This is a genomic window from Demequina mangrovi (assembly GCF_000759715.1).
GTDB classification, from domain to species: Bacteria; Actinomycetota; Actinomycetes; order Actinomycetales; family Demequinaceae; genus Demequina; species Demequina mangrovi.
Genome location: NZ_BBLU01000001.1, coordinates 62,827 through 86,915, shown reverse-complemented (window position 1 = coordinate 86,915; position 24,089 = coordinate 62,827). Strand labels below are relative to the sequence as shown.

23 protein-coding genes are annotated in these 24,089 nt (G+C 72.0%); 9 read left to right on the top strand and 14 right to left on the bottom strand.

Features of this window, described 5'->3' with window-relative positions; all coding sequences use genetic code 11:
* Positions 1-115: 115 nt before the first annotated feature.
* Positions 116-586, top strand: coding sequence for a hypothetical protein (locus TR42_RS00395; RefSeq protein ID WP_143058862.1), 471 nt, complete (start codon positions 116-118; stop codon positions 584-586).
* A 501-nt stretch (positions 587-1,087) separates the two neighbouring features.
* Here the strand turns inward: TR42_RS00395 and TR42_RS00390 are convergent.
* Positions 1,088-1,402: a hypothetical protein gene (locus tag TR42_RS00390; protein ID WP_042211998.1), complete on the bottom strand. Its 315-nt coding sequence runs from the start codon at positions 1,400-1,402 to the stop codon at positions 1,088-1,090.
* A gap of 191 nt (positions 1,403-1,593) precedes the next feature.
* Between TR42_RS00390 and TR42_RS00385 the strand changes: the two genes are divergently transcribed.
* Both TR42_RS00385 and TR42_RS00380 read left to right on the top strand, forming a co-directional pair.
* Complete coding sequence (locus TR42_RS00385; RefSeq protein ID WP_143058863.1) at positions 1,594-2,232, top strand: tetratricopeptide repeat protein; 639 nt, start codon at positions 1,594-1,596, stop codon at positions 2,230-2,232.
* Positions 2,233-2,289: 57 nt separating this feature from the next.
* On the top strand, positions 2,290-2,937 hold the full coding sequence (locus TR42_RS00380; RefSeq protein WP_042211994.1) for an IMPACT family protein: 648 nt from the start codon (positions 2,290-2,292) through the stop codon (positions 2,935-2,937).
* Between the two features lie 6 nt (positions 2,938-2,943).
* Here the strand turns inward: TR42_RS00380 and TR42_RS00375 are convergent, their stop codons facing one another.
* Positions 2,944-3,126 (bottom strand): hypothetical protein, encoded by a 183-nt coding sequence (locus tag TR42_RS00375; protein WP_042211992.1) that lies wholly within the window; start codon positions 3,124-3,126, stop codon positions 2,944-2,946.
* A gap of 116 nt (positions 3,127-3,242) precedes the next feature.
* Between TR42_RS00375 and TR42_RS00370 the strand changes: the two genes are divergently transcribed.
* Positions 3,243-4,178, top strand: coding sequence for a PPK2 family polyphosphate kinase (locus TR42_RS00370; RefSeq protein ID WP_042211990.1), 936 nt, complete (start codon positions 3,243-3,245; stop codon positions 4,176-4,178).
* A 12-nt stretch (positions 4,179-4,190) separates the two neighbouring features.
* On the opposite strand, the gene zapE is transcribed toward TR42_RS00370, so the two are convergent.
* Both zapE and gnd read right to left on the bottom strand, forming a co-directional pair.
* Positions 4,191-5,189: a cell division protein ZapE gene (gene zapE / locus TR42_RS00365; RefSeq protein WP_042211989.1), complete on the bottom strand. Its 999-nt coding sequence runs from the start codon at positions 5,187-5,189 to the stop codon at positions 4,191-4,193.
* Positions 5,190-5,286: 97 nt separating this feature from the next.
* On the bottom strand, positions 5,287-6,723 hold the full coding sequence (gene gnd / locus TR42_RS00360; RefSeq protein ID WP_042211987.1) for an NADP-dependent phosphogluconate dehydrogenase: 1,437 nt from the start codon (positions 6,721-6,723) through the stop codon (positions 5,287-5,289).
* 100 nt (positions 6,724-6,823) lie between these two features.
* Here gnd and TR42_RS00355 point away from each other — a divergent pair, with 100 nt between their 5' ends.
* Positions 6,824-7,378: a DUF3000 domain-containing protein gene (locus tag TR42_RS00355; RefSeq protein WP_042211985.1), complete on the top strand. Its 555-nt coding sequence runs from the start codon at positions 6,824-6,826 to the stop codon at positions 7,376-7,378.
* On the top strand, positions 7,375-8,649 hold the full coding sequence (locus tag TR42_RS00350; RefSeq protein ID WP_042211984.1) for an HRDC domain-containing protein: 1,275 nt from the start codon (positions 7,375-7,377) through the stop codon (positions 8,647-8,649). The genes TR42_RS00355 and TR42_RS00350 overlap by 4 nt, the downstream gene beginning before the upstream one ends.
* Positions 8,650-8,661: 12 nt before the next feature.
* Here the strand turns inward: TR42_RS00350 and TR42_RS00345 are convergent, their stop codons facing one another.
* The 5 genes from TR42_RS00345 to TR42_RS15260 all read right to left on the bottom strand — a co-directional run bounded on the left by TR42_RS00345 (position 8,662) and on the right by TR42_RS15260 (position 18,709).
* A complete protein-coding gene (locus TR42_RS00345) occupies positions 8,662-10,575 on the bottom strand; it encodes an outer membrane protein assembly factor BamB family protein (protein ID WP_042211982.1) in 1,914 nt (637 codons plus the stop codon).
* Between the two features lie 163 nt (positions 10,576-10,738).
* A complete protein-coding gene (gene dxs, locus TR42_RS00340; protein WP_042211981.1) occupies positions 10,739-12,601 on the bottom strand; it encodes a 1-deoxy-D-xylulose-5-phosphate synthase in 1,863 nt (620 codons plus the stop codon).
* Positions 12,602-12,710: 109 nt separating this feature from the next.
* Positions 12,711-15,521 carry an aconitate hydratase AcnA gene (gene acnA, locus TR42_RS00335; RefSeq protein ID WP_042211979.1) on the bottom strand — a complete coding sequence of 937 codons (2,811 nt, stop codon included), beginning with the start codon at positions 15,519-15,521 and terminating at the stop codon, positions 12,711-12,713.
* A gap of 85 nt (positions 15,522-15,606) precedes the next feature.
* Positions 15,607-16,806 (bottom strand): class I SAM-dependent RNA methyltransferase, encoded by a 1,200-nt coding sequence (locus TR42_RS00330; protein ID WP_042211977.1) that lies wholly within the window; start codon positions 16,804-16,806, stop codon positions 15,607-15,609.
* On the bottom strand, positions 16,799-18,709 hold the full coding sequence (locus TR42_RS15260) for an APC family permease (protein WP_161786601.1): 1,911 nt from the start codon (positions 18,707-18,709) through the stop codon (positions 16,799-16,801). Before TR42_RS15260 ends, TR42_RS00330 begins: the two co-directional genes overlap by 8 nt.
* 41 nt (positions 18,710-18,750) lie before the next feature.
* Here TR42_RS15260 and TR42_RS00320 point away from each other — a divergent pair, with 41 nt between their 5' ends.
* Positions 18,751-19,416 carry a potassium channel family protein gene (locus TR42_RS00320; RefSeq protein WP_042211973.1) on the top strand — a complete coding sequence of 222 codons (666 nt, stop codon included), beginning with the start codon at positions 18,751-18,753 and terminating at the stop codon, positions 19,414-19,416.
* Positions 19,413-20,099, top strand: coding sequence for a potassium channel family protein (locus tag TR42_RS00315; RefSeq protein ID WP_042211971.1), 687 nt, complete (start codon positions 19,413-19,415; stop codon positions 20,097-20,099). The genes TR42_RS00320 and TR42_RS00315 overlap by 4 nt, the downstream gene beginning before the upstream one ends.
* On the opposite strand, the gene TR42_RS00310 is transcribed toward TR42_RS00315, so the two are convergent.
* The 5 genes from TR42_RS00310 to TR42_RS00290 all read right to left on the bottom strand — a co-directional run bounded on the left by TR42_RS00310 (position 20,017) and on the right by TR42_RS00290 (position 22,648).
* The gene (locus tag TR42_RS00310; RefSeq protein WP_042211969.1) at positions 20,017-20,688 is read right to left on the bottom strand and encodes a DUF3159 domain-containing protein; all 672 of its coding nucleotides are present in this window, start codon (positions 20,686-20,688) and stop codon (positions 20,017-20,019) included. The genes TR42_RS00315 and TR42_RS00310 overlap by 83 nt on opposite strands.
* The gene (locus TR42_RS00305) at positions 20,685-20,972 is read right to left on the bottom strand and encodes an OB-fold nucleic acid binding domain-containing protein (protein ID WP_052405463.1); all 288 of its coding nucleotides are present in this window, start codon (positions 20,970-20,972) and stop codon (positions 20,685-20,687) included. The genes TR42_RS00310 and TR42_RS00305 overlap by 4 nt, the downstream gene beginning before the upstream one ends.
* Positions 20,969-21,412, bottom strand: coding sequence for a dUTP diphosphatase (dut, locus tag TR42_RS00300; RefSeq protein WP_042211968.1), 444 nt, complete (start codon positions 21,410-21,412; stop codon positions 20,969-20,971). The genes TR42_RS00305 and dut overlap by 4 nt, the downstream gene beginning before the upstream one ends.
* Before the next feature lie 3 nt (positions 21,413-21,415).
* Positions 21,416-21,715: a DUF4193 domain-containing protein gene (locus tag TR42_RS00295; protein ID WP_042211966.1), complete on the bottom strand. Its 300-nt coding sequence runs from the start codon at positions 21,713-21,715 to the stop codon at positions 21,416-21,418.
* Positions 21,716-21,835: 120 nt separating this feature from the next.
* A complete protein-coding gene (locus TR42_RS00290) occupies positions 21,836-22,648 on the bottom strand; it encodes an inositol monophosphatase family protein (protein ID WP_042211964.1) in 813 nt (270 codons plus the stop codon).
* 109 nt (positions 22,649-22,757) lie between these two features.
* On the opposite strand from TR42_RS00290, the gene sepH reads away from it, so the two are divergent.
* Positions 22,758-23,828 carry a septation protein SepH gene (gene sepH / locus TR42_RS00285; protein ID WP_042211963.1) on the top strand — a complete coding sequence of 357 codons (1,071 nt, stop codon included), beginning with the start codon at positions 22,758-22,760 and terminating at the stop codon, positions 23,826-23,828.
* The last annotated feature ends 261 nt before the right edge of the window (positions 23,829-24,089 follow it).

The following is a 24,089-nucleotide window of genomic DNA, read 5'->3' as shown; positions in this document are numbered from 1 at the left end:
CGCAAGTAGGTGCACTGCCGAATACTCTCCAGCGCGTAGCAGCAGGCCCAAGCGTGCTGAGCATTCTCATCTTTGCCAGGCGTGATCTTCGCGCCCCCACCAGTAGTCTCGTCGCATGTACCCAGAGGATCCCGTCACCAGCGATGCGCTCCGCGCAAGCGTGACCCTGCGCTTCGACACGCTCGCCCGACGGCTCGCGCTGCCCCTCGGAGCGACGGTGGACCTCGTCGAGAGCGAGGACTTCTCTGTCCTCAAGATCACGCCTGCCAACGACGATGCGCTGGCGATTGACGTTGTCTTTGACAACCTCATTGACTTCGCAGCGGGGTCGATCGGCGGGCGCTGGGAAGCCGACTACACCGACGAGATGGTCGAAGATCTTGAGGACCTCCTGCATGCGATCGTCGCCGGACACGTGAGCGAGGTGGCAGCGCCGGGCCGATCGCGCGTAGAAGTCACCATCGCGAGCGGTGAGGTCGTCTCCGAAACGGGCTACGAAGGATGCCTGACGAGTCTCACGCCCATGCCGGGATGGACAAAGTGGGGCCGTCGCCTCCAGTACGGGCCCTACAGGCCCTCTATCTAGTCGGTCTCGCGGAACGCGTGTAAACACACGCAAGCGTGATGAGCGTTTCCATCCTCAGAGACGCGCCCAGGACTTCATGATGCCTGCTACGGTCCGACAAGATCGCTAGTGTCTCGTTGTACTGGGCTCCGAAACGCTCGAACAGACTGGGGTGATCATGCGCTGGGGATGGGCTGCTGTCGCGATCGGCTCGCTTGTCGGCGGGTTCACTGCTTTCACCCGACTCTCGGCGTACGTATGCCTCCTAGAAATAACGCCGAGCGGCGAGCCCCCGCATTGTGGCCTAGCGCTTGAAGACATGGTGGGCATGGCGTTCGTGGTGGGGGCAACTCTCGCGCTGTGCGGCTACTCGGTCTCTCGCGCAGTACGCAAGACGCCCTAGCGCGTTGGCGCACCCGGCGCGTGTAAACACGCGCAGTCCTACTGCTCCGCGCGCAGGGGATGTGTTCGCGAGTGGCTCCCTTGGGAAGCCCCGTCTCGCAGCACGCGCACCAGTGCACGTCAGCCGTCGAGGCGACAGCGAAGCGCGGCGACCACCACCTCCGCATCGGGGACATCGGCGAGGCCCGACCACGTCGCGTAGACCCGGCAGGCGAGGCGCTCGACGCGGGGCCCCTCCGGCAGCAGGTCCGCGCCGTCGACCACGATCGTCGGCGAGCCGCGGAAGTCGAGGCCTCGCGCGTCCGCCTCGGATGCGACCACCAGCTCACCCACCGGCACCTCCGGGTGCCCGACGGTATCGAGCGCGGCTCGCACCAAGGACACCGCGCGGGAACGCCCCACGCAGCCCTCGATGACGAGCACGTCGACCTGCACAGCTCCACCCTCGCACGCCGCACGGACGGATCACCGGCCTGGCGACCAAGAACGGCACCCGCGCCAGAGCGAGCCGAGGCCACCCCACGTTCCGCCCATACCCCGGCGAACCTCGCAATCGAGGACGCCCGGGACCCAGAAACCCCGCGCGTCCCCTGGCGCGCCGGCCGAGACAGGACCAAGATGCAGGCATGACACCCGAATGTGTGACCCATGTCACATGGGACGATGCGGCCCGTCGCGCTCTCGAGCAGCGCCTCACCCAGGTGGACGCCGAGCACCAGGAGGAGGCCCTCCGCCTCGCCGGCCTGGCGCTCCACCTGTGCACCGAGCACGACGATCACGCAGACGAGGCTCGCCGCCTTCTCGAGCGCGCCGTCACCGTCCCCGGCGCCGAGCCGCATCCGGGCGCGCGCGAGGCCCTCGCGCAGATCGCGGCCGCGCGCGGCGACGTCGCCACCGCGATCTACCGCTTCCGTGAGCTGCTCGCCGAGCACCCCGACGGCGAGGGGACCCTGGGCGGCGTCGAGGTCGCCCTCGCGGAGCTCCTGCTCGACCGTCGCGGCGAGGGCGACGTCGACGAGGCCGTCGAGCTCCTCTCGACCTGGCGCCGCCGCCGACCGCTCACGCTCGACACCCTGCTCTTCCGCTGGCACGTCGCGCTCATCCGCAGCGCCGAGGCAGTCGGCGACGATCGCACCGCACGCACGGCCGCGACCACCGCGCTCAATCTCGCCGAGAGCGCCCGCAAGCTCAGCTTCCACCCCGACTTCCACCCCATCGACACGGACCGGTCGACGATGCAGTGGCTCAAGGCCCTCGCTGCCTGAAGCCGTCCCGCCTGGCGCGCGGCGAGCACCAGCACGCTCCCGCGCTACCCTGCCGAGATGACGAGCGACCTGCCCTCGACCATCGCGGCGCCGGTCGAGCACACGCTCGAGATCAAGAAGTCCGTGTTCCTCACCCATCTCGCCCCCGTGGCGTCGATGGAGGAGGCCGATGCGATCATCGCCCGCATCCGCAAGGAGCGTTGGGACGCCCGTCACCACTGCGTCGCCATGGTCCTCGGCACCCACGCCGACCGTCAGCGCTCCAGCGACGACGGCGAGCCCGCCGGCACCGCCGGGGTGCCGATGCTCGAGGTCCTGCGTCGTCGCGAGGTCACCGACGTCGTGGCGATCGTGAGCCGCTGGTTCGGCGGGGTCCTCCTGGGCGCCGGAGGGCTGGTCCGCGCCTACACGCACGCGGTCGCGGAGACGCTCGACATCGCAGAGACCGTGCAACGCAGGCACCTCACCGCGGTGACGCTCGACGTGCCGCATGCCGAGGCGGGCCGGGTGCTGGCCTTCTGCCACACCTGGATCGGGGCGCACGAGGGCACCCTCGACGAGCCCGAGTACGCCGCGGAGGCGCGGCTCACCCTCCACGTCCCGCCCGAGGCGCTCCCCACCTTCGACGCCGACCTGGCGGCCGCCACCGCGGGCGCGATCGTCCCGCGCCACGGCGAGACCGCCGTGGTCGACATCACGAGCTGAGCGCTCCTACGTGTTGAGGAACTCGAAGAGGTCGTAGATCAGGAAGGCCGGCCACACGAGCGCCTGGAACAGCGCGCCCACGTGCTCCCAGAACCCGTCGGCCTGCTGCCAGAACCACACCCCCGAGCCGATCATGGCAAGGAAGTATCCTCCGCCACCCGCCGCCGCAGCGCTGTTGTTGCTCGCCATCGCACACCCCCGAAGAATGTCCCCCTCGACCGGTCTACCAGGCCCGGCGCCCTCGCGCCAGGGGGATGCGCCGCCTAGGGTGAGGACAAGGACGCGGCAAGGGAGACGAGGCGACGATGAGCGGTTGGCTGGCACGCCCGTCCGGCGTGCTGAGGGTCGGCGAGGACTTCGACCTGGGCGCCCTCGACGCGCGCTCCACCCCGGGTTTCGGAGGCGACCGCGCCGCCGGCGAGGCGGCGATGGCCACGCTCGGCGCGAGGCTCGCGGTGCTCCAGGAGATGCTCTTCGCCGAGGCCCGCTCGGGCAGCGACCGCGCCCTGGTGCTGGTCCTCCAGGGCATGGACACGTCAGGCAAGGGCGGCATCTCGCGCCACGTGCTCGGCATGGTCGATCCGCAAGGCGTCCAGGTGCGCTCCTTCGGTCCGCCGACCGCCGAGGAGCGCCGCCACCACTACCTGTGGCGCGTGCGGCGCTCGCTCCCCCGCCCCGGGCACATCGGAGTGTTCGACCGCTCGCACTACGAGGACGTGCTCGTCGCACGGGTCGAGGGCCTCGTCGACGGCGCCCCCTGGACACGGCGCTACGCCGAGATCAACCGCTTCGAGCGCCAGACCAAGGAGTCCGGCATCACCGTGGTGAAGTGCGCGCTCATGATCTCGCCCGACGAGCAGCTCGCCCGCCTCGCCAACCGGCTGAGGCGCCCCGACCGGTTCTGGAAGTACGACCCGAGCGACCTCGACGCGCGCGCCAAGTGGGACGACTACATGGACGCGTACCAGGACGTCTTCGATCACACGTCAACGCCGTCGATCCCCTGGCACGTGGTCCCGGCGGACCGGAAGTGGTACGCGCGGCTCGCCGTCACCCAGCTCCTGGTCGACACGCTCGAGGACATGAACCTCGGGTGGCCGCCCGCGACGTTCGACGTCGCCGCGGAGCGTGCCCGGCTCGGGGCGCTCCTGCCGGCCCAGCAGGGGGACGATGCGCCGCCCGAGACGCGCGGCAAGAGCGCCAAGACGAGCAAGAAGGCGAAGGCCAAGAAGAAGCGCTGAAGTCGTCGCGCGTCAGACCGGCCGCGTGTGCTCCAGCGCCGCGTGCGCCATCGACTCGAGGCGCGAGAGGCACCGCAGGTACTTCTTCCGGTAGCCGCCCCGCAGCATCTCGGCCGTGAACACGGAGTCCAGCGGCGCCCCCGCGGCCGCGATCACGGCGTCGCGGTCGTAGAGGCGGTCGACCAGCGCGACGACGCGCAGCGCCTGGTTCTGGTCCTCCAGCGGCGCGACGTCGGTGAGCGCGAGGGCGGCCACACCGTCCACGTACGCGCCGTAGCGCGAGGGATGCACCTGGGTGAGGTCCGCGAGGAGCGCAGGCCACGAGGCGAGCGCGGCGCGGGGTGAACCCGCGAGCGTCGCGACAACAGCCTCCGTCGCCGGCTCGGGGAACGCCAGCGACCCGCGATGCCGGTAGTCGGGCCCGTCGATCCGCACCGTGGTGAACACCCGGGCGACGGCCTGGATCTCGCGCTGGAAGTCGTCGGCGGCGAAGCGCCCCTCCCCCAGCGCATCGGGAAGCGTGTTGGACGTCGCGGCGACGCACACGCCCGCGTCCGTGAGCTCACGCATGAGCCGCGCCATGATGAGCGTGTCGCCCGGATCGTCGAGCTCGAACTCGTCGATGCACACCACCGCGAATCCGGACAGCGCCTCACGCGCCGCGATGAAGCCGAGCGCGCCGACCAGGTTGGTGAACTCGACGAACGTTCCGAAGACGGCGCGCGACGGCCCGAGCGCGTGCGCAAGCGAGGCGAGCAGGTGCGTCTTGCCCACCCCGAAGCCTCCGTCGAGGTAGAGCCCGACTCCGGGGCCCTTGCGCGACCGGAACCGCTTCAGGTGCGGCGCCGCGAAGTCCCGCACCGCGGCGAGCGCCTCGGCCTGGGACGGGTGCTCGGGATCCGGTGCGTACGAGTCGAACGAGGCGCGCCCGAAGTGCGGCGGCGGCACGAGGCCCGCGATGAGGTCCTCGGGCGCGACGACGGGCCTGCGCCCGATCAGCTCGATGCTCATGACCGGCCCCGACCGCGCATCGTGCCGCCGCACGCCGCCGCGAACGCGAACGGGGCGCCGGCAGCCGCCGACGCCCCGTCCGTGCTGCTCACAGCGTTCAGGCCTCGACCTCGGTGCGGTCGCCCGACCACAGCGTGTGGAACGTGCCGTCGACGTCCACGCGCTTGTAGGTGTGGGCGCCGAAGAAGTCGCGCTGGCCCTGGATCAGCGCGGCGGGCAGACGCTCCGCGCGCAGCGAGTCGTAGTACGCGAGCGACGACGAGAAGGCCGGGGCCGGCACGCCGGTCAGGGCCGCCTGCGCGACCACGCGACGCCAGGCGCCCACGCCGCCCGCGATCTCGTCCGCGAAGTACGGGTCGACCAGCAGCGTCGGCAGGTCCGCGTCGCGCTCGAAGGCCTCGGTGATGCGGTCGAGGAAGCGGGCGCGGATGATGCAGCCCTCGCGCCAGATCTTCGCCATGTCGCCGAGCGTGATGTCCCAGCCGAACTCCTCGGAGGCGGCGCGGATCTGATCGAAGCCCTGCGCGTACGCGACCACCTTCGAGGCGTACAGCGCGAGGCGCACGTCCTCGATGAAGCCCTCGCGGTTGTTGATGTGGAAGTCGCCGGTCGACGCGGTGAGCACGTCGCGCGCGGCGGCGCGCTGCTTCACCTGGGACGAGATCGCACGGGCGAAGGTCGCCTCGGCGATGCCGGTGACCGGGACGCCCAGGTCGAGCGCGGACTTCACGGTCCAGCGGCCGGTGCCCTTCTGCCCCGCCTCGTCCTTGATGACGTCGACCAGCGCCTTGCCGGTGCGCGCGTCGGTCTGACGCAGCACCTCGGCGGTGATCTCGATGAGGAACGACTCGAGGTCGCCCTGGTTCCACTCGGCGAAGATGTCCGCGATCTCGGCAGGCTCAAGGTCGAGGCCCGTGCGCAGCAGGTCGTAGGCCTCGCCGATGAGCTGCATGTCGGCGTACTCGATGCCGTTGTGCACCATCTTGACGAAGTGGCCGGCGCCGTCGGGGCCGATGTGCGTGCAGCACGGGGTGCCGTCCTCCGCCTTGGCCGCGATCTTCTCGAGGATCGGGCCGAGCGTGACGTAGGACTCCGCGGGGCCGCCGGGCATGATCGACGGGCCGAGCAGCGCGCCCTCCTCGCCGCCGGACACGCCCGAGCCCACGAAGTGGAAGCCCTTCGCGGCGAGGTCCTTCTCGCGGCGCATGGTGTCCGTGTAGAGCGCGTTGCCCGCGTCGACGATGATGTCGCCCTGCTCGAGCAGCCCGGTGAGCTGGTCGATCACAGCGTCGGTGGGGCCGCCGGCCTGCACCATGATGACGACGGTGCGGGGCTTCTGGAGCGACGCGACGAAGTCCTCGAGCGTCTCCGAACCGATGAAGTCGCCCTCGTCGCCGTGGTCCTCGAGCAACGAGTGCATCTTCTGCGGCGAGCGGTTGTGCACCGCCACCGTGAAGCCGTTGCGTGCGAAGTTGCGGGCCAGGTTGCGACCCATGACCGCAAGTCCGGTCACACCGATCTGAGCGAGCGCCATCGTCCATCCTTCTCGTCCGGGGATACCCGCCCCAGCCTAGACGGTCGCCGTGCGCGTGGCGTACGTCGTGCCTGGCGGAGCCGGGCTTAGGCTCCGAGACATGGCCAGCGATCTCGACGCGGCGCCGCCGGACTTCCGAGCGGCGCTGCTCTCGCTGCGCGACGCACCCACGCACCCCTCGGTGCGCCTCACCGAGGTGCCGGCCCCGCACCGCATCGCCCCCTACGCGGCCGCGATCAGCGGCGAGGTCGACGGCATCGAGGCGTCGGGCCGCTTCGTGATCCTCCACGACCCCGCTGGACAGGCGGCGTGGGACGGGACGATGCGCATCGTCGCCCTGGTGAAGGCCGTCGCCGATCCCGAGGTGGGACGCGACGATCTGTGGGGCGAGGTCGCCTGGTCGTGGCTCACGGAGGCCCTCGACGGTGCGCCTCACCGCGCGCGCGGCGGTACGGTGACCAAGGTGACCTCCGAGTCGTTCGGCGAGCTGGCCGATCGTCCAGGCGAGGTCTCGATCGAGCTGCGGGCGTCGTGGACGCCCACCACCACCGATCTGGCCCCGCACATCGCGGCGTGGACGGATCTCATGGCGGCATGCGCAGGGGTACCCCCGACTCCCCACGGCGTGCGCACGCTGCCGGGAAGGACCCTGTGACCGAGCCGACCACCGCATCGTCCGTCGAGGCCGATGCGCCGCCCGCCATCCCCCTCACCGAGCCCGAGGGCGGCGTGCCCCCGATCATCGACACCCCCGAGGCGCTCGCCGAGGCATGCGCGGCCTTCGCGGCAGGCACCGGCCCGGTGGCCGCCGATGCGGAGCGCGCGTCGGGCTTCCGCTACGGACAGGGCACGTACCTCGCGCAGTTCAAGCGCAAGGGCGCCGGGATCGCGCTCATCGACACCGCCGCGCTTCCCGACCTCTCGAGCTTCGGCGAGGCGCTCGGGGACGCCGAGTGGGTGTTCCACGCCGCGAGCCAGGACCTGCCCGGCATGCGCGAGCTCGGGATGACCCCGGCCAAGGTCTTCGACACCGAGCTGGGCGCGCGCATCCTCGGCTGGCCCAAGGTGGGGCTCGCCGCCGTGGTCGAGCGCGAGCTCGGCTTCGCGCTCGCGAAGGAGCACTCGGCTCAGGACTGGTCGACGCGTCCCCTCCCGCACGACTGGCTGGTGTACGCCGCGCTCGACGTCGAGGTGCTCCTCGACCTGCGCGAGCGTCTGGGCGCGCACCTCGAGGCCGCGGGCAAGCTCGAGTGGGCCGAGCAGGAGTTCGAGGCGGTCCGCCTCGCTCCCCCGCCGGAGCCGCGCGAGGAGCCGTGGCGCCGCACGTCCGGATGCCACCAGGTGCGCGATCAGCGCGGCCTCGCGATCGTGCGCTCGCTGTGGGAGGCGCGCGACAAGGAGGCCCGCCGCCGCGACATCTCGCCGGGCCGCGTGCTGCGTGATCAGGCGATCGTCGCCGCCGCGATGGCGAAGCCGCTGTCGCTCGACGCGCTGCTCGGGGTCCGCGAGTTCCAGTCGAAGGGCACCAAGCGTCGCGCGCCGCAGTGGTACTCCGCGATCGAGAAGGCGATGGCGCTCACGGAGCGCGAGCTGCCCAACCGGCGCGCGCCGCAGGGCGACGGTCCGCCGCAGCAGCGCGTGTGGAAGGACAAGCGGCCCGAGGCCTTCGCCCGGCTCACCGCCGCCCGCGAGCGGGTCGCGACGCTGGTGGAGACGCATGAGGTCCCCGCCGAGAACCTGCTCCAGCCCGACGCGCTGCGCCGGACCTGCTGGGAGTACGACGGCGGCGGCGAGGCGTGGATCCGCACGTTCCTCGCGTCGCGCGGTGCGCGGGCGTGGCAGATCGACCTGCTCTCCCCCGAGCTCGCGGCGGCGTTCGCCGCACCCGCCGAATCCGCTCCCACCGAGCCCTCGCCGGAGAGCTGACCCGCACCGAGGCTACGCGGCGACCCCGGCGCCCTCCCCGAGCACGATGATCTCGCCGAGCCCCACCAGCGCCAGGCGGTCACCGAACGTTCCCACCGAGTATCGCGAGGCGTCGTACTCGTAGGTCCACCGCTCGGCGAGGTCCGCGAGGTCGATCGCGACGACGCTCCCCTCGCTCACCGCGTACAGCATCGATTCCGCCGCCAGGACGTCGACGGCCTCCAGCGGGATCGACGCGACCGCCTCGCCCGACTCCAGCGCGACCTTGGCGAGCCTCTCGCCGTCGTACGCGTAGACGAAGCCGTCCTCCACCGCCATCGCCCAGCCGTGGTCCGCATCGACCTCGTCGCCCCACAGCGGAGTCCCGGTGTCGAGGTCGATGAGCCGGCGGTTCTCCCCGAGGCGGTCGTCGCCCGCGTCGGCCACGACCAGGTACCCGTCGCGGAGCCCGACGTAGTAAGCCTCGAGCGGCGCGTCCCACAGGTCCTCGCCGTCCGGGCCGATGCGCATGAAGCTCCCGGCCCCGCTCTCCTGGTAGGCGCCCGCGAGGACAGCGCCGGAGACCTCCAGCACGTGCGTCGCCTCCGCCAGGCGCGCCGAGAATCCCACCGGCTCGCCCGTCTCGAGGTCGAGGCCCGCCAGGCCGTCGGTGCGGACGTCGAGGAACGTCGGATGCACCACGAGCGTCGCGGCACCGTCGACACGCGCCTCCCAGATCGGGCCGAAGCCGAGGTCTGCCAGGTCGTACGCCTGCACGGCAGAGTCGTCGCCCGACGCGCCCGCCGCGACGAAGGCCAGGCCCTCGCCGACCGCGACGCTCAGCTCCCCTCCGGGCAGCACCACCGACTCGAGCACCTCGCCGGTGCCGCGCGCGAGCGAGACGAGCGTGCTCGAGACACGTCCGTCGCCGTCCGTCACGGTGATGACCGTCGCGACGGGCGCGTCGGCGCCGACGTCGTAGCCCACGATGTCGGCACGGGCATCGTCGACCACCACGCTGAGGTCCGTCTCCCAGACGGTGTCGCCTGAGGCGGCGTCGACCATGCGGAGCGACGGCGAGAAGCCCGCGCCGACCGGCTCGACCAGCCGATGCGCGCCGTAGCCGGCGCCGTTCCATGCGTCGTTGAAGCCGTCGATCCGGCCGCCGTCCACCGTCGGATCCGCCGAGAGGAACGAGCCGGACCCGGGCCAGTAGTCGTCGAAGCTGGGCGAGTCGGCCTCGTCCGTGAGGCCGCTGCCCAGCCACGACTCGAGGTCCTCGACCAGCGCGAGGCCCGCGGCGTAGCCCTCGTCGTACTGCGCGTCGTAGTCCTCCGACCACTCGACCGCCGGGTTCCAGAACGGCTCGGTGACGTGGTCGGCCTCGAAGCGCGCATGGTCGAAGGCTGAGGCGACGAGCACGACGCCGTCTCCCGCCCCGGTGATGACCGGCGCGGACGCGTAGCCCGAGGTGTCGCCGAACGTCGGGTCGAACGTCCACGCCTCGGTCGGGTTCGCCGCGATGTCGGCGAGCCGAGCATCGGCCTCCACGGCGGCCGCCTCGCCCCCACGGAGGGAAGCGAGGGCCGCGGCGGCGCCGAAGCCCAGCAGCCCGAGCGCGCAGGCGGCGAGCACGACGAGTCCGCGCCTGCGCCAGCGGGAGTCCGGGATCGGCGGCTCGGCGCCCGCGTCCGCCATCCCGGCGAGCGGCTCCACCGGCTCGGTCGCGAGCGGACCCTCGGACGTGCCGTCGGAGAGGATCCTCCACCGCACGTACGAGCCGTCGTCGCGACGGCGATGGTAGATCTGCGAGCCGTCCGGCTGCGCGACGTAGAAGCCGTAGGTGCCGTCAGCGAGCCGCTGGTGGTAGATGTCGACGCCGTCGGGGCGGGTCTCGCGGAAGCCGGAGGAGCCCGCAGGCCGGTGGATCGCGTCGTCCACGGTCATCCTCGTGCGCTCCTCGCCGGGCTGGAGCCGGACGGACTCCCCGCCCCGGCTCGCCCTCGATGCTGCGCACCCTAGCGACCTCCGAGGGTCGCGCACAACGGGTGATCGGAGCGTCGCCCCTGGTGCGCTCCCCTTTCACGGGGGAACGCGAGGAATGTCCTCGCTAGTCGCGGGTGAGGCGCGCGATCGCATCGTCGGCGATCGCCGACGGATCCAGGCCGAGGTCGTCGACCAGCTGCGCTCGCGAGGCGTGCTGGAGGAACTCGCGTGGCACCCCGTGGTGGGACCAGGTCGCGGCCACGCCCTGGAGCCGCGCGTACGCGGCCCACTCCTGCCCGATGCCCGCGTCGGTGAGCCCGTCCTCGACCGTCACCACCAGCTCGGCGCCCGACACGAGCTCCGCGAGGCCCTCAGGCACGGGATGGACCCACGTCGCCGTCGCGGCGAGCGTGTCGATCCCCTCGGCGGCCAGCTTGCCGGCCGCGGCGACGGCGGTCGCGGCCATCGAGCCGATGCCGATCACCACCACGCGCGGCGCGTCGCCGTGCTCGGCGAGCAGGTCGATGGTCCCCACGGTCCGGAGGGCCGGCAGCGGTTCGCCCACGGCTCCCTTGGGGTAGCGCACCACGGTCGGCGCGTCGTCGACCTCGATCGCGTCGCGGAAGGCCTGACGGAGCGTCTGCTCGTCGCGCGGCGCCGCCAGCTGGAGGCCCGGCACGTGACGCAGCAGCGCCATGTCCCACATGCCGTTGTGGCTCGGGCCGTCGTCGCCGGTGATGCCGGCGCGGTCGAGCATGAAGGTCACGCCTGCGCGGTGGAGCGCCACATCCATGAGCACCTGGTCGAAGGCGCGGTTCAGGAACGTCGCGTACACGGCGACCACGGGGTGCAGGCCGGCGTACGCGAGCCCGGCGGCGCTGGTGACGGCGTGCTGCTCCGCGATGCCGACGTCGATCACCCGGTCGGGGTGCGCATCGGCGAAGGGCTGCAGCCCGACGGGAGCGAGCATGGCCGCCGTGAGCGCGACCACGTCGGGCCGCTCCTCGGCGACCGCGAGGATCTCGTCCGCGAAGACCGAGGTCCATCCGAACCGCGACGGCTCGATCGGCAGCCCGGTCTCGGGGTGGATCCTGCCGACCGCGTGGAAGCGGTCCGCCACGTCCTGCTCGGCCGGCGAGTACCCCCGGCCCTTCTCGGTGAGCACGTGCACGATGACCGGCTCGCCGAACTCATGCGCCTGGCGCAGGGCCCGCTCGACCTGGCGCTGATCGTGGCCGTCGATGGGCCCGATGTACTTGAGGCCGAGGTCGGAGAACACGCCGTCGTCGGTGAGCAGGCCCTTGAGCGCACGCTTGCCGTGCTGGACGGTCTGGTACATGAGGCTGCGGAGCGGGCCGCGGTTCTCGAAGGTCCGCTTGCCCCAGCCGAGGAAGTTCTCGTAGCGGCGATCGGTGCGGATGCCGTCGAGCTTGCGTGCGAGCCCGCCGATGGTCGGCGCGTACGAGCGGCCGTTGTCGTTCATGACCACCACGACCCGGTCGCGCGAGGCGCCGAGCGAGTTGAGCGCCTCCCAGGCCATGCCGCCCGTGAGCGCGCCGTCGCCGATCACGGCGACCGTGGTGCGCGCCGTCTCGCCGCGCAGCGTGTGGCCGCGCGCGATCCCCGCCGCCCACGAGAGCGCGGTCGAGGCGTGGGAGTTCTCGACGATGTCGTGGACGCTCTCCTGGCGGTCCGGGTAGCCCGACAGGCCCCCGCGCCGACGCAGGGTCGAGAAGTCCTTGCGGCCCGTGAGCAGCTTGTGGACGTACGCCTGGTGACCGGTGTCGAACACGATCGAGTCGTGGGGCGAGTGGAACACGCGGTGGATGCCGAGCGTGAGCTCGACCACGCCAAGGTTGGGACCCAGGTGACCGCCGGTGCGCGAGACGTTGTCGACCAGGAAGTCGCGGATCTCGGCCGACAGCTCCGTCAGCTCCTCGTAGGTCAGCTCGCGGAGATCCCGCGGCGACCCGATGCGCTCCAGCACCCGTTGCTCCTCACTGCCGTTGACGTTCAACTGTACGGCCTCGGCGCCGAGACCAAAGCGGCGGCCCCGCCCGGCGGATGCCGGACGGGGCCGCATGGCCCGGGGCCCCTTACGAGACCAGCGACCGCAGCACGTACTGCAGGATGCCGCCGTTGCGGAAGTAGTCCGCCTCTCCGGGGGTGTCGATGCGCACCACGGCGTCGAAGCTCACCACGCTGCCGTCGGCCTTCGTCGCGGTCACGGTGAGCGACTTCGGGTGCTCGCCGGCCGAGAAGGCCGCGACGCCCGCGATGTCGAAGGTCTCGGTGCCGTCGAGGCCCAGCGACGCGGCGCTCTCCCCAGCCGGGAACTGGAGCGGCAGCACGCCCATGCCGATGAGGTTCGAGCGGTGGATGCGCTCGAAGCTCTCGGTGATGACCGCGCGCACGCCCAGCAGGCGCGTGCCCTTCGCCGCCCAGTCGCGCGACGAGCCCGAGCCGTACTCCTTGCCCGCGAGCACCACGAGCGGCACGCCGGCCTCCTGGTACGCGACCGAGGCGTCGTAGATCGTGGTCTGCTCGCCCGTGAGGTGGTTCTTGGTGAAGCCTCCCTCGACCACCGAGCCGTCCTCCTTCTGCAGGAGCAGGTTCTTGAGGCGGATGTTGGCGAACGTGCCGCGGATCATGACCTCGTGGTTGCCGCGGCGCGAGCCGTAGCTGTTGAAGTCGCGGCGCTCGACGCCGTGCTCGGCGAGGTAGACGCCCGCCGGGCTGTCCGCCTTGATCGAGCCGGCCGGCGAGATGTGGTCCGTGGTGACCGAGTCGCCCAGCAGCGCGAGGACGCGGGCGCCGGCGATGTCCTGGACCGGCTCCGGCTCCATCCCCATGCCCTCGAAGTACGGGGGCTTGCGCACGTAGGTCGAGTCGTCGGCCCACTCGAAGGTCTTGCCGGCGGGCGTCGGCAGGTTCTGCCAGCGCGAGTCGCCCGCGAACACGTCCGCGTAGTCCTTCTCGAACATCTCCTGCGTGATGGACGAGCCGACGATCGCCTCGACCTCGGCCGCGTCGGGCCAGATGTCGCGCAGGTACACGTCGTTGCCCTCGGAGTCCGTGCCCAGCGGGTCGGTCTCGAAGTCGTGGTCCATCGTGCCGGCGAGCGCGTACGCGATGACCAGCGGCGGTGACGCGAGGTAGTTCATCTTCACGTCGGGGTTGATGCGCCCCTCGAAGTTGCGGTTGCCCGACAGCACCGAGACGACCGCGAGGTCGTTCTCGTTGACCACGTCGGACACCTCCTGCGGCAGCGGGCCCGAGTTGCCGATGCACGTGGTGCAGCCGTAGCCCACCAGGTGGAACCCGAGGGCCTCGAGGTCGGGCCACAGGCCGGCCTTCTCGTAGTAGTCGGTCACGACCTGCGAGCCGGGCGCCATCGAGGTCTTGACCCACGGCTTGGCCGTGAGGCCGCGCGTGTTGGCGTTGCGGGCGAGCAGCGCGGCCGCGAGCATCACCGACGGGTTCGACGTGTTGGTGCACGAGGTGATCGAGGCGATCACCACGGCGCCGTGGTCGAGCGCGGTCTCGGTGCCGTCCGCGAGCGTGAGCGGCGCGTGCTTGTGCGGGCGCGTCTTGACGGCGGTGGACGAGGCGTGGGCCGGGGCGTCCTCCTCGCCCGCGTGCGCCTCGGCGGCGATCGGGTCGGAGGCCGGGAAGGTCTCCTCGACCGACTCGTCGAGGCCGTGCATCTCCTCGTGCTGCGCGTAGTCGAGGATCGAGCGGCCGAACGACGCCTTGGCGTCGGTGAGCTCGATGCGGTCCTGCGGGCGCTTCGGGCCGGCGATCGACGGCACCACGGTCGACAGGTCGAGCTCGAGGTACTCGGAGTACGCGGCCTCGCGCGACGGGTCGTGCCAGAGGCCCTGCTCCTTGCAGTACGCCTCGACCAGGGCGACCTGGTCCGCGGAGCGGCCCGTGAGGCGCAGGTAGTCGACGGTGACGTCGTCGATCGGGAAGATCGCGGCGGTCGAGCCGAACTCGGGGCTCATGTTGCCGATGGTCGCGCGGTTCGCGAGCGGCACCGCGCCGACGCCCTCGCCGTAGAACTCGACGAACTTGCCCACCACGCCGTGCTTGCGCAGCATCTCGGTGATGGTGAGCACCACGTCCGTCGCGGTCGCACCGGCCGGGATCTCGCCCGTGAGCTTGAAGCCCACGACCTTGGGGATGAGCATCGACACGGGCTGGCCCAGCATGGCCGCCTCGGCCTCGATGCCGCCGACGCCCCAGCCGAGCACGCCCAGGCCGTTGATCATCGTCGTGTGCGAGTCGGTGCCGACGCACGAGTCCGGGTACGCCTGGACGGCGCCGTCCGCGTCGCGCGTCATCACGCCGCGGGCCAGGTACTCGAGGTTGACCTGGTGGACGATGCCGGTGCCCGGCGGGACCACCTTGAAGTTGTCGAAGGCCGTCTGGCCCCAGCGCAGGAACTGGTAGCGCTCGCGGTTGCGCTCGTACTCGAGGTCGGTGTTGCGCTCGAGCGCGTCCTTGCGGCCGAAGATGTCGATGACCACCGAGTGGTCGATCACCATCTCGGCGGGCGCGAGCGGGTTGATGACGGTCGGGTCGCCGCCGAGGGCGCTCACGGCCTCGCGCATCGTCGCGAGGTCCACCACGCAGGGCACGCCGGTGAAGTCCTGCATCACCACGCGGGCCGGGGTGAACTGGATCTCCGTGTCGGGGTCGGCGGTGGGCTCCCACGCGGCGAGCGCCTTGACGTGCTCGGCGGTGATGTTCGCGCCGTCCTCGGTGCGCAGCAGCGCCTCCGCGAGGATCTTCAGCGAGTACGGCAGGCGCTCGAGCCCCGGGACCGCGTCGAGTCGGTAGATCTCGTACTGCTTGTCGCCGACGTCCAGCGTCGACCTGGATCCAAGGGTGTTCGCGCTCATGCGTCTCCTCCGTGGTTCGGGGTGTCCCAGCTTCGGGTCTGCGGTCATCCTATCGGGGCGGATGCCAGCAAGGATCGCGCCTCGATCAGGAGCGCACGAACGTCGCGACCGTCTCGATGTGGTGCGTCATCGGGAACAGGTCAAGGCCCTGCGCCTCCTCGAGCACGTAGCCGTGCGCCGCGAGCAGCGCGGTGTCGCGGGCCAGCGCCACCGGGTCGCACGCCACGTAGATCAGGCGTGACGCCCCCACCTTGGCGAGCACGTCGATGGTCTTGCCCCCCGCACCCGAGCGAGGCGGATCGAGCACCACGGCATCGGCCGTCACTCCCGTCGCGTCGAGGAAGGCGCGCGTGTCGGCGTGGACGATGCTCGCGGACGGGACATCGTGCGCGTTGCGACGGGCGTCGCGCGAGGCCCGCGCATCGGACTCGACCGAGGTGACGGAGCGGCCCGAGGAGGCGAGCGGGACGGTGAACAGGCCCGCGCCGGCGTAGAGGTCGAGCACGGTCTCGGCGTCGCCGATGCGCGACAGCACGGCGTCCACGAGCACCGCGGGCGCGGCGCGGTGCACCTGCCAGAAGCCCTCGACGTCCACCTGGAAGCTCCACTCGCCCTGCGGGGTGGTCACGCTCTCGCGCACGCGGCGCGGCGCGTTGTCGCGGCGGTCCGGCCGCCCGCCCTTCCACGGGGTGCCGTCGACGACCAGTCGCGGCTCCTCCCCCGCCGGGGCGACGCCCTGGATGTGCGACGCGGCCGGGAACCGCGTGCCGAGCACCAGCTCCTCGAGGGCGGGCGCTGCGATGGGGAGCGAGTCGAGCGCCTTGACCGCGCGCGAGCGGTGGACGTGCATCGCGGCGCGGCCGTCCGGTCCCGCGACCACGGTCACACGCGTGCGGTAGCCGAGCCCCCCGCGCTCGTCGTCGCCGGGCGCGGCCGCGACCTCCCCGGGGAAGTCCATGTCGGCGAAGCGCGTGAAGGCCTCGCGGAGCACGTCGTGCTTCCAACGACGCTGCGCCGGCAGAGACACGTGCGCGAGCTCGCCGCCTCCGACGCCGCCGGGGCCGGCATCGGGCCACGCGCTCGCGACCCGGTCGGGCGACGCCTCGAGGATCTCGACCGCGTCCGCGCGCCAGAGCCGCGCATCGTCCCCCGCCTCGGTGAGGCGCGCGCGCACCACCTCGCCGGGAAGCGTATGGCGTACGAACACCACGCGGCCCTCGTGGCGTGCGACGCAGTGGCCTCCGTGGGCGACCGCGCCGATCTCCAGGGTGAGCAGATCACGCACGGGTGGCTCCTTCCTCGGCGCGCGGCAGCTCGCGTGTGAAGGCGTCGCTGTCGAGCACCGCGAGCGACGACGACAGGTGCCACGGCACCGCCGACACCACCACGCGCGGCACCGACAGCAGCTTCGCCCGCAGGCGCATCGTCGCCCGGTTGTGCAGGAATCTCTCCCACCAGCGTCCCACGATGTACTCGGGGACGTAGACCACGACCATGTCGCGGGGCGACTCGCGGTGGATCGACTGGACATGGTCCAGCACGGGCGCGACGAGGTCGCGGTACGGCGAGTCGAGGATCACCAGAGGCACCCCGAGGCCCAGCTCGCCCCAGCGCCGCTGCAGCTCATGGGTCGCGGCGGGATCCACCTGCACGGCGACCGCCTCGAGAGTGGAATGCCGCGCCGCCTTCGCATAGGCGATGGCGCGCAGCGCTGGACGGTGCAGCTGCGCGACCAGGACGATGCCGTGGGTCGCGCTCGGGCGCGCCGAGGCGCGGTCGTCGGGCTGGATCGCGAGCTGCTGCTTGACGTTCGCGTAGTGCCGGTGGATGCCGCGCATGAGGAACACGAGCGCGGTGACGAGCGCGAGCGCGAACCACGCGCCGGCGCCGAAGTTGAAGACCGCGACCACCAGCCACACGCACGCGGCGACCACCGCGGCCGCGGCGTGCAGCACGCGCGTCCCCTTCATCCGCATCCGGGTGCGCCCGCTCGGCTCGAGCGCGATGCGCAGGCTCTGGAAGCGCACCATCGCGACCTGGCTCAGCACGATCGCCGCGAAGGCGCCGATGAGGTACATGTGCACCAGCTGCTCGAGGCGCGCGCCGGTGACGATGACGACGGCCGCGGACGAGGCCGCGACCCACAGCACTCCGCCGCGCAGCACCAGGCGGTCGCTCTGCTGGGAAAGCTGCCGGGGCAGGTACGAGTCGCTCGCGAGCAGCGACGTGAGGCCGGCGAAGCGGCGGAACACCGCGGACGCCGCGGCGTAGAGGATCGCGACGGATGGCACCGCGACCAGCCAGACCAGCCAGGTCGACTCGAAGATGCGGTCCGCGGTCTGGAGCAGCACCGGCCCCGACGCCCAGCCCGAGACGCGGTAGCGCCACACCATGACGACCACCGCGGTGAAGGCCACGGCTCCCGTGAGCACGGCGAGGATGAGCGTGCGCCCGGCCCGTTCACCCCGCGGCTCGGCGTGAGCGGGACCCGACGACGCCAGGTGCTCGATGCCGGTGAGCATGACCGCACCCGAGGCGATCGCGCCCGCGAACGCGACCGCGGTCGACCAGGTGGGCGTGGGCGGGGTGGTGTTGAGCGGTGCGATCTCGTCGCGCGTGGCGCCGACGACGAGCTGGAGCAGGATCACCCCGAGGAAGCCGAACCACACCACGAGCATGAGGTGCGCGCGCTCGCGGATGCCGCGCAGGTTCGCGAGCGTCATGATGAGGATCGCGCCCACCGCGACCGACGTGTGCGCGTCGCCCACCGCAGGGATGACGAAGGCCACGAACTGCGCGATGGCCGCCACCGACACCGCGACCGTGAAGACGTAGTCGACCAGCAGCGAGGCTCCCGTGACGATCGCCGCATCGGGGCCGAGCTTGTCGTGGACGAGCCCGTAGTCGCCGCGCTCGTCGGGACGCTTGCGGACGTTGGAGCGGTACGCGAAGCCCAGCAGCAGCATGATCGCGACGACGCCCATGGCCATGAGCGGCAGGGTCGACTGCACGCCGCCCTTGCGCAGCGCATCGACCACCGCGTCGGGCGCGTACGTCACCGTCGACAGGAGGCTGGCCCCGAACACCGGAAGCGCGAGACGGCTGCGCAGTTGAGCGCGCTGGATCCGTCCCGTCGCGATCGGCCGCCCGAACACCAGCAGTTTCAGCGTCCCCAGAAACCTTTGCACGTCGCACCATCCTAGGCTCAAGGGGTATACCGTGGGTTGCCGTGCACATCGTGATCATGGGTTGTGGCCGTACAGGAGCGACGCTGGCGACCGAGTTCGAGGCCCGTGGCCACACCGTCGCGGTCATCGACCAGTCGGGCGACGCGTTCCGCCGGCTGCCCGCGGACTTCGCCGGTCAGCGCATCACCGGCATCGGCTTCGACCGCGACACGCTCGTGTCCGCGGGCGTCGAGGACGCCTACGCCTTCGCGGCCGTGTCCGACGGCGACAACTCCAACATCCTCGCCGCGCGCGTGGTGCGGGAGACGTACGGGATCGACAACGTGGTGGCCCGCATCGCCGACTACGGCCGCGCCGAGGTCTACCGCAGGCTCGGCATCCCGACGGTCGCGCCGGTCCCCTGGACCGTCGCGCAGATCGTCTCGCGACTGCTGCCCGGCGGCTCCGATGCGCTGTATCACGACCCGAGCGCGGGCGTGAGCCTCAGCCGCCTCCCGATCGACACCGGGTGGGTGGGCCGGCGCTACGCCGAGCTCGAGCAGCGTGCGCAGGCGCGCGTCGCGTACCTCGTGCGCTTCGGCGAGGCGCTGCTGCCCGACGCCGACACGCTGGTCCAGGAGGGCGACGAGGCGTACTTCACGATGCTCCCCGGCGCGGGCGCCACCCCGGCGCGCACGACCGGACGTTCCCCGGAGGTGTCCCGATGAAGGTGATGATCGCGGGCGCAGGCTCGGTGGGGCGCTCGATCGCGCGCGACCTGCTCGAGCACGGCCACGAGGTGCTGCTGGTCGACTCCAACCCCGCCGCGATGCGCGTCGCGCAGGTCGCGGAGGCCGAGTGGATGCTCGCGGACGTGTGCGAGATGTCCGCGCTGCGCGACGCGCAGGCCGAGACGATGGACGTGGTGGTCGCCGCGACCGGCGACGACAAGGCGAACCTCGTGGTGTCGTTCCTCGCCAAGACCGAGTTCGGCGTCCCGCGCACCGTGGCCCGCGTCAACAACCCGCGCAACGAGTGGATGTACGACGCGCAGTGGGGCGTGGACGTCGCCGTCTCGACCCCGCGCATCATGACCGCGATGGTCGAGGAGGCGGTGGCGGTCGGCGACCTCGTGCGCGTCTTCACGTTCCGTCAGTCGGGCGCCGCGATGGTCGAGGTGACCCTGCCCGCCTCGTCACCGGTGGTGGGGGTGCTCCTGCGAGAGATCCAGTGGCCCGTCGACATCGTGCTCGCGTGCATCATCCGTGGCGACCGCACCATCGCGCCGACGCCGGACGACACCCTCGAGGCTCACGACGAGCTGCTGTTCATCGTGTCGTCGGAGGCGGATCCTGAGGCGCTCGAGCAGGTGCTGCGTCGCGGGACAGCAGCCATACGCCCCACAGCGTGAGGGCGAAGAGCGGCACGCCCATCGCGAGCTTGACCGTGCCGAGCACCGCGAGCTGATCCGCGAGCAGGAGCGGCAGCTGCACCGCGAGGCGCAGCGCGAACATCGCGGCCAGCACGCCCGAGGCGAGCTGGTACCGGCGTCGCTCCGAGGGGTGCTCGCGCCACGCCGTCCCGTCTCCCCTGATGAGGCCCATGACGATGCCGACCGCGGGCCAGCCCACGAGCATGGAGATGAGGATGCCGGCGAGGTAGGCGGCGTTCACCCACATGCCCGGCTCGAAGTAGCCCGCGGCGTCGCCTGAGCGCCACGCCCAGATCGCGCCGATCGCGACGCCCGCCGCACCGGCCAGCGCCTGCGTGACGGGAGTCCGCTGGATCAGGCGCACGCCCACGAGCACCACCATGACGCCCGCGGCGGCGAGCACCGGGACCCGGAAGCCTCCCCAGACGAGGTACGCGACCACGAAGACGATGCCGGGCAGCGAGGACTCGACGAACCCTCGCCAGCCGCCGATCGCGGCGTGCAGGTCGAAGGTGTCGCCGCTCAGCAGCCGGGCGGCCTTGCCCTCCGGCACGGGTCGCTCGCTCACGAGGCCGCGACGAGCTCGTAGCGGGGGTTGTAGAGGCGCGGGAGCGACTCGGTCGCGCACACCCGCCCCTCGAGCCGCAGGTCGACCCCGGGCGCGATGCCGGGCACGTCGCGGCGGCCCATGAAGACCGCGTCGATCCTCCCCGTGCCGTCCTCGAGACGCACGGTGAAGGCGGGCGGGGCGTCGCTCGGCTCGACCTGGATCGCCACGACGCGGCCGGCCACGCGGGCGAGCCCGCGCGGCGCCACGTCGGCGATCGAGGAGATCGCGACCTCGTCGGTCACGAGGTGCCCGTCGAGCCGAAGCCGCCCTCGCCGCGGTGCGAGCCGGGCAGGGACTCGACCCCGACGAACGCCGCGTGCTCGACGCGCTGGATCACCAGCTGGGCGATCCGGTCGCCCTTCGCGAACGACACGGTGGCGTGCGGGTCGGTGTTGAGCAGGGTCACGGCCACCTCGCCGCGGTAGCCCGCGTCGACGGTCCCCGGCGCGTTGACCACGGTGATGCCGTGGCGCGAGGCGAGGCCCGAGCGCGGGTGGACGAAGGCGGCGTAGCCGTCCGGAAGGGCGATCATGAGCCCGGTGGGGACGGTGGCGCGCTCGCCCGGGGCGAGCGTCACGTCGATGCGCGTGGTGATGTCCGCGCCCGCGTCACCCGGATGGGAGTAGCGCGGGAGCGGGACGTCGGGCTCCGTCGTGCTGACGAGGATCTCGAGGTCGGCCATGCGTCAGGCCGCGCACTCCGAGCAGATCGGCTGATCGTTCTTGAAGCTCGCGAGCTGGCTGCGGTGGTGCACAAGGAAGCACGACATGCAGGTGAACTCGTCCTGCTGGGCAGGCAGCACGCGGACCGAGAGCTCCTCGCCGGAGAGGTCGGCACCGGGGAGCTCGAAGCCCTCTGCGGCCTCGGTCTCGTCCTCGTCGACCACGCCCGACGTCTTGTCCGCCCGACGAGCCTTGAGCTCCTCGATCGAGTCGGCCGAGATCTCGTCGTCGGTCTTGCGCGGTGCGTCGTAATCCGTTGCCATGCGGCTGTAGCCCCTTCCACGTTGCCTGTGGCTGTCTAATGCCCAGCGAGCACCTTTTGTTCCCGCGCGGCTGACGCATTCTGCACCATTCAGCAGAAGAATGCGACCCGTACGGAAGCCCTACGCTGGGAACGGGCGCAGCCCCGCCTCCACCAGGGCGTCATGCAGGCCGTCCCAGGCGCCCGGCATCGCCGCGATGACGACGTCGGTGTCCGGGGCTTCGCCGTCCATCCCCGCCACGCGGACGCCCGCCTCGGAGGCGATGAGCGCCGCGGCCGCGAAGTCCCACGGCTGCAGGCCCTGCTCGTAGTACGCGTCGACCACGCCCGCCGCGACGTGGCACAGGTCCACGGACGCCGAGCCGAGCCGGCGGATGTCGCGCACCTGCGGCAGCAGGCGCGCCACGACCTCGCCCTGGAGCGCCCTCCGTTCGGCGATGTACTGGAAGCCGGTCGCGACCAGGGTGCGGTCGAGCGGCGGCGCGTCCGCGCGCGACAGGCGCTCCCCGTCGCGCCACGCGCCCTCCCCGCGGGCCGCGGTCCACAGCGTCCCGGAGCCGTCGCTCACCGCGCCGGCCTCGATGGTCCACCGATGCGGCTCGGGCGGTCCGCTCACGGCGGCGACGGAGACCGAGTAGTGCGGGATCCCGTAGAGGTAGTTGACCGTGCCGTCGATCGGGTCGAGCACCCACGTGATCCCCGACGTGCCGATCACATCGTCGCCCTCCTCGCCCAGGATGCCGTCCTCGGGCCGCAGCTCAGCGAGCCGCTGCCGGAGGAGGGTCTCCGCGGCGAGGTCCATCTGGGTCACGATGTCGACGTCCGAGGACTTGGTGGAGGCCACCCGGGCCGTGGCCCGACCGTCGACGATGAGCCGCCCCACCTCCGTCGCGAGGGCGGAGGCGACGTCCAGCAGGGCTGCGGGTGAGGTCATGGGGCCATCGTAGGAGCGCCCGTATGCACGGGCGGCGACGGATCCGCGCAATCCGCGTGAACCGGGGTGTCGCAGCCGTCCCGCGCATCGGCCGTGGCACCCTGATCCCATGATGCGCCTCACCCTCGTGGGTCCCTCCGAGGACGGTCTCCACCTCGTCGTGGAGGCCGAGTCGGGCGACCGCTTCGAGCTCCCGCTGTCGGACGAGCTGCGCCACGCGGTCCGGTACACCAGACCGGCCGCCACCACCGCCGCGCCCGCGGCCGAGGAGTCCGACGCCCCGACGCTGTCGCCGCGCGAGATCCAGCAGCGCATCCGTTCGGGCCTCACCGCCGCGGAGCTCTCCGAGCTCACCGGGGCCTCGCTCTCGTCGATCGAGAAGTACGAGGGCCCCGTGGTCGCCGAGCGCCGCTACATCGCCGATCTCGCGCGTGAGACGCGCATCGGCCGCGACCCGAGCGCCCCGCAGCTGGGCGACCTCGTGACCGACCGCCTCGCCGCGCGCGGCGTGGACCCCGAGTCCGTCGTGTGGGACGCGTGGCGCGAGGTCGACGAGCCGTGGCGCGTGGCCGCCGACTACCGGGTGTCCGGCCGCAGCGTGCGCGCCCTGTGGACCTTCGATCACACCGCCCGCACCCTCACCGGTGAGGACGAGGAGGCCCGCTGGCTCTCCGAGACGGAGCTGCTCGACGTGCCGATCCCCCGCCGCCACCTCAGCGCGGTGCGGGACTCCGAGAAGGACGCCGCTCGCCCGCTGCAGGCGACGCGTCCGCCGGCCCCGACCGAGCCGGTCCCCCTGGTCGACCAGGACGAGGCCGCTGTCGAGAGCGAGGCCGGCGAGGCCGAGGCGCCCCCGGCGGTCGAGCCCTCGCACACCGAGCTGCTGCTCGACGACCTGGACCTGCGCCGCGGCACGCGCGAGGCCGCGCCGGATCCTGAGGACGACGAGGACGACGACGAGGCCTTCGAGGGCTTCGGTCCGGCGCGCGCACGGCAGGCCGAGACCGGCTTCGGGCATCCGTCCGGTCGCGCCCGCGGCGCCGATGCGACGCCCGCACCCGCCCCCGTGACGGAGCCGAAGGCGCAGGAGCCCGCGGATCGCCGCACGTCGAAGCGTGGCCGCGCCTCGGTCCCGAGCTGGGACGAGATCGTGTTCGGCGCGAAGAACGACCAGGCCTGAGCCTCGGTCCTCCCCCACCCCGCCTGCACCCGAAGTGGTAGGTGAGTGTCGGTTCTGGCAGGTTTCCGCACCGCAGCGGTAGCTGACTGTCGGGTCTCGATTCCCGGGTGGGCGAGGCGCGTTCGCTGCCGAGGCGGCGGGAGGGGCTCCGCCAGGCGCCCTCAGGCGAGCGACGCGACCCTCATCTACCGCTGCGACGTAGGGATCTCTCGATTGCGACCCTCACCTACCACTTCGGCGGTTCGGGCCCTGAAGCCTCGG

Excerpts from the sequence above, each read along its gene's own strand:
- TR42_RS00295 (WP_042211966.1), bottom strand. The coding sequence starts at position 21,715 with ATGGCAACGGATTACGACGCACCGCGCAAGACCGACGACGAGATCTCG.
- TR42_RS00355 (WP_042211985.1), top strand. The coding sequence starts at position 6,824 with ATGGCCAGCGATCTCGACGCGGCGCCGCCGGACTTCCGAGCGGCGCTG.
- TR42_RS00345 (WP_042211982.1), bottom strand. The coding sequence starts at position 10,575 with ATGACCGTGGACGACGCGATCCACCGGCCTGCGGGCTCCTCCGGCTTC.
- zapE (WP_042211989.1), bottom strand. The coding sequence starts at position 5,189 with ATGAGCATCGAGCTGATCGGGCGCAGGCCCGTCGTCGCGCCCGAGGAC.
- acnA (WP_042211979.1), bottom strand. The coding sequence starts at position 15,521 with ATGAGCGCGAACACCCTTGGATCCAGGTCGACGCTGGACGTCGGCGAC.
- sepH (WP_042211963.1), top strand. The coding sequence starts at position 22,758 with ATGATGCGCCTCACCCTCGTGGGTCCCTCCGAGGACGGTCTCCACCTC.
- TR42_RS00395 (WP_143058862.1), top strand. The coding sequence starts at position 116 with ATGTACCCAGAGGATCCCGTCACCAGCGATGCGCTCCGCGCAAGCGTG.
- TR42_RS00315 (WP_042211971.1), top strand. The coding sequence starts at position 19,413 with ATGAAGGTGATGATCGCGGGCGCAGGCTCGGTGGGGCGCTCGATCGCG.
- gnd (WP_042211987.1), bottom strand. The coding sequence starts at position 6,723 with ATGGCGCTCGCTCAGATCGGTGTGACCGGACTTGCGGTCATGGGTCGC.
- TR42_RS00380 (WP_042211994.1), top strand. The coding sequence starts at position 2,290 with ATGACGAGCGACCTGCCCTCGACCATCGCGGCGCCGGTCGAGCACACG.
- TR42_RS00385 (WP_143058863.1), top strand. The coding sequence starts at position 1,594 with ATGACACCCGAATGTGTGACCCATGTCACATGGGACGATGCGGCCCGT.
- TR42_RS00290 (WP_042211964.1), bottom strand. The coding sequence starts at position 22,648 with ATGACCTCACCCGCAGCCCTGCTGGACGTCGCCTCCGCCCTCGCGACG.
- TR42_RS00370 (WP_042211990.1), top strand. The coding sequence starts at position 3,243 with ATGAGCGGTTGGCTGGCACGCCCGTCCGGCGTGCTGAGGGTCGGCGAG.
- TR42_RS00375 (WP_042211992.1), bottom strand. The coding sequence starts at position 3,126 with ATGGCGAGCAACAACAGCGCTGCGGCGGCGGGTGGCGGAGGATACTTC.
- dut (WP_042211968.1), bottom strand. The coding sequence starts at position 21,412 with ATGGCCGACCTCGAGATCCTCGTCAGCACGACGGAGCCCGACGTCCCG.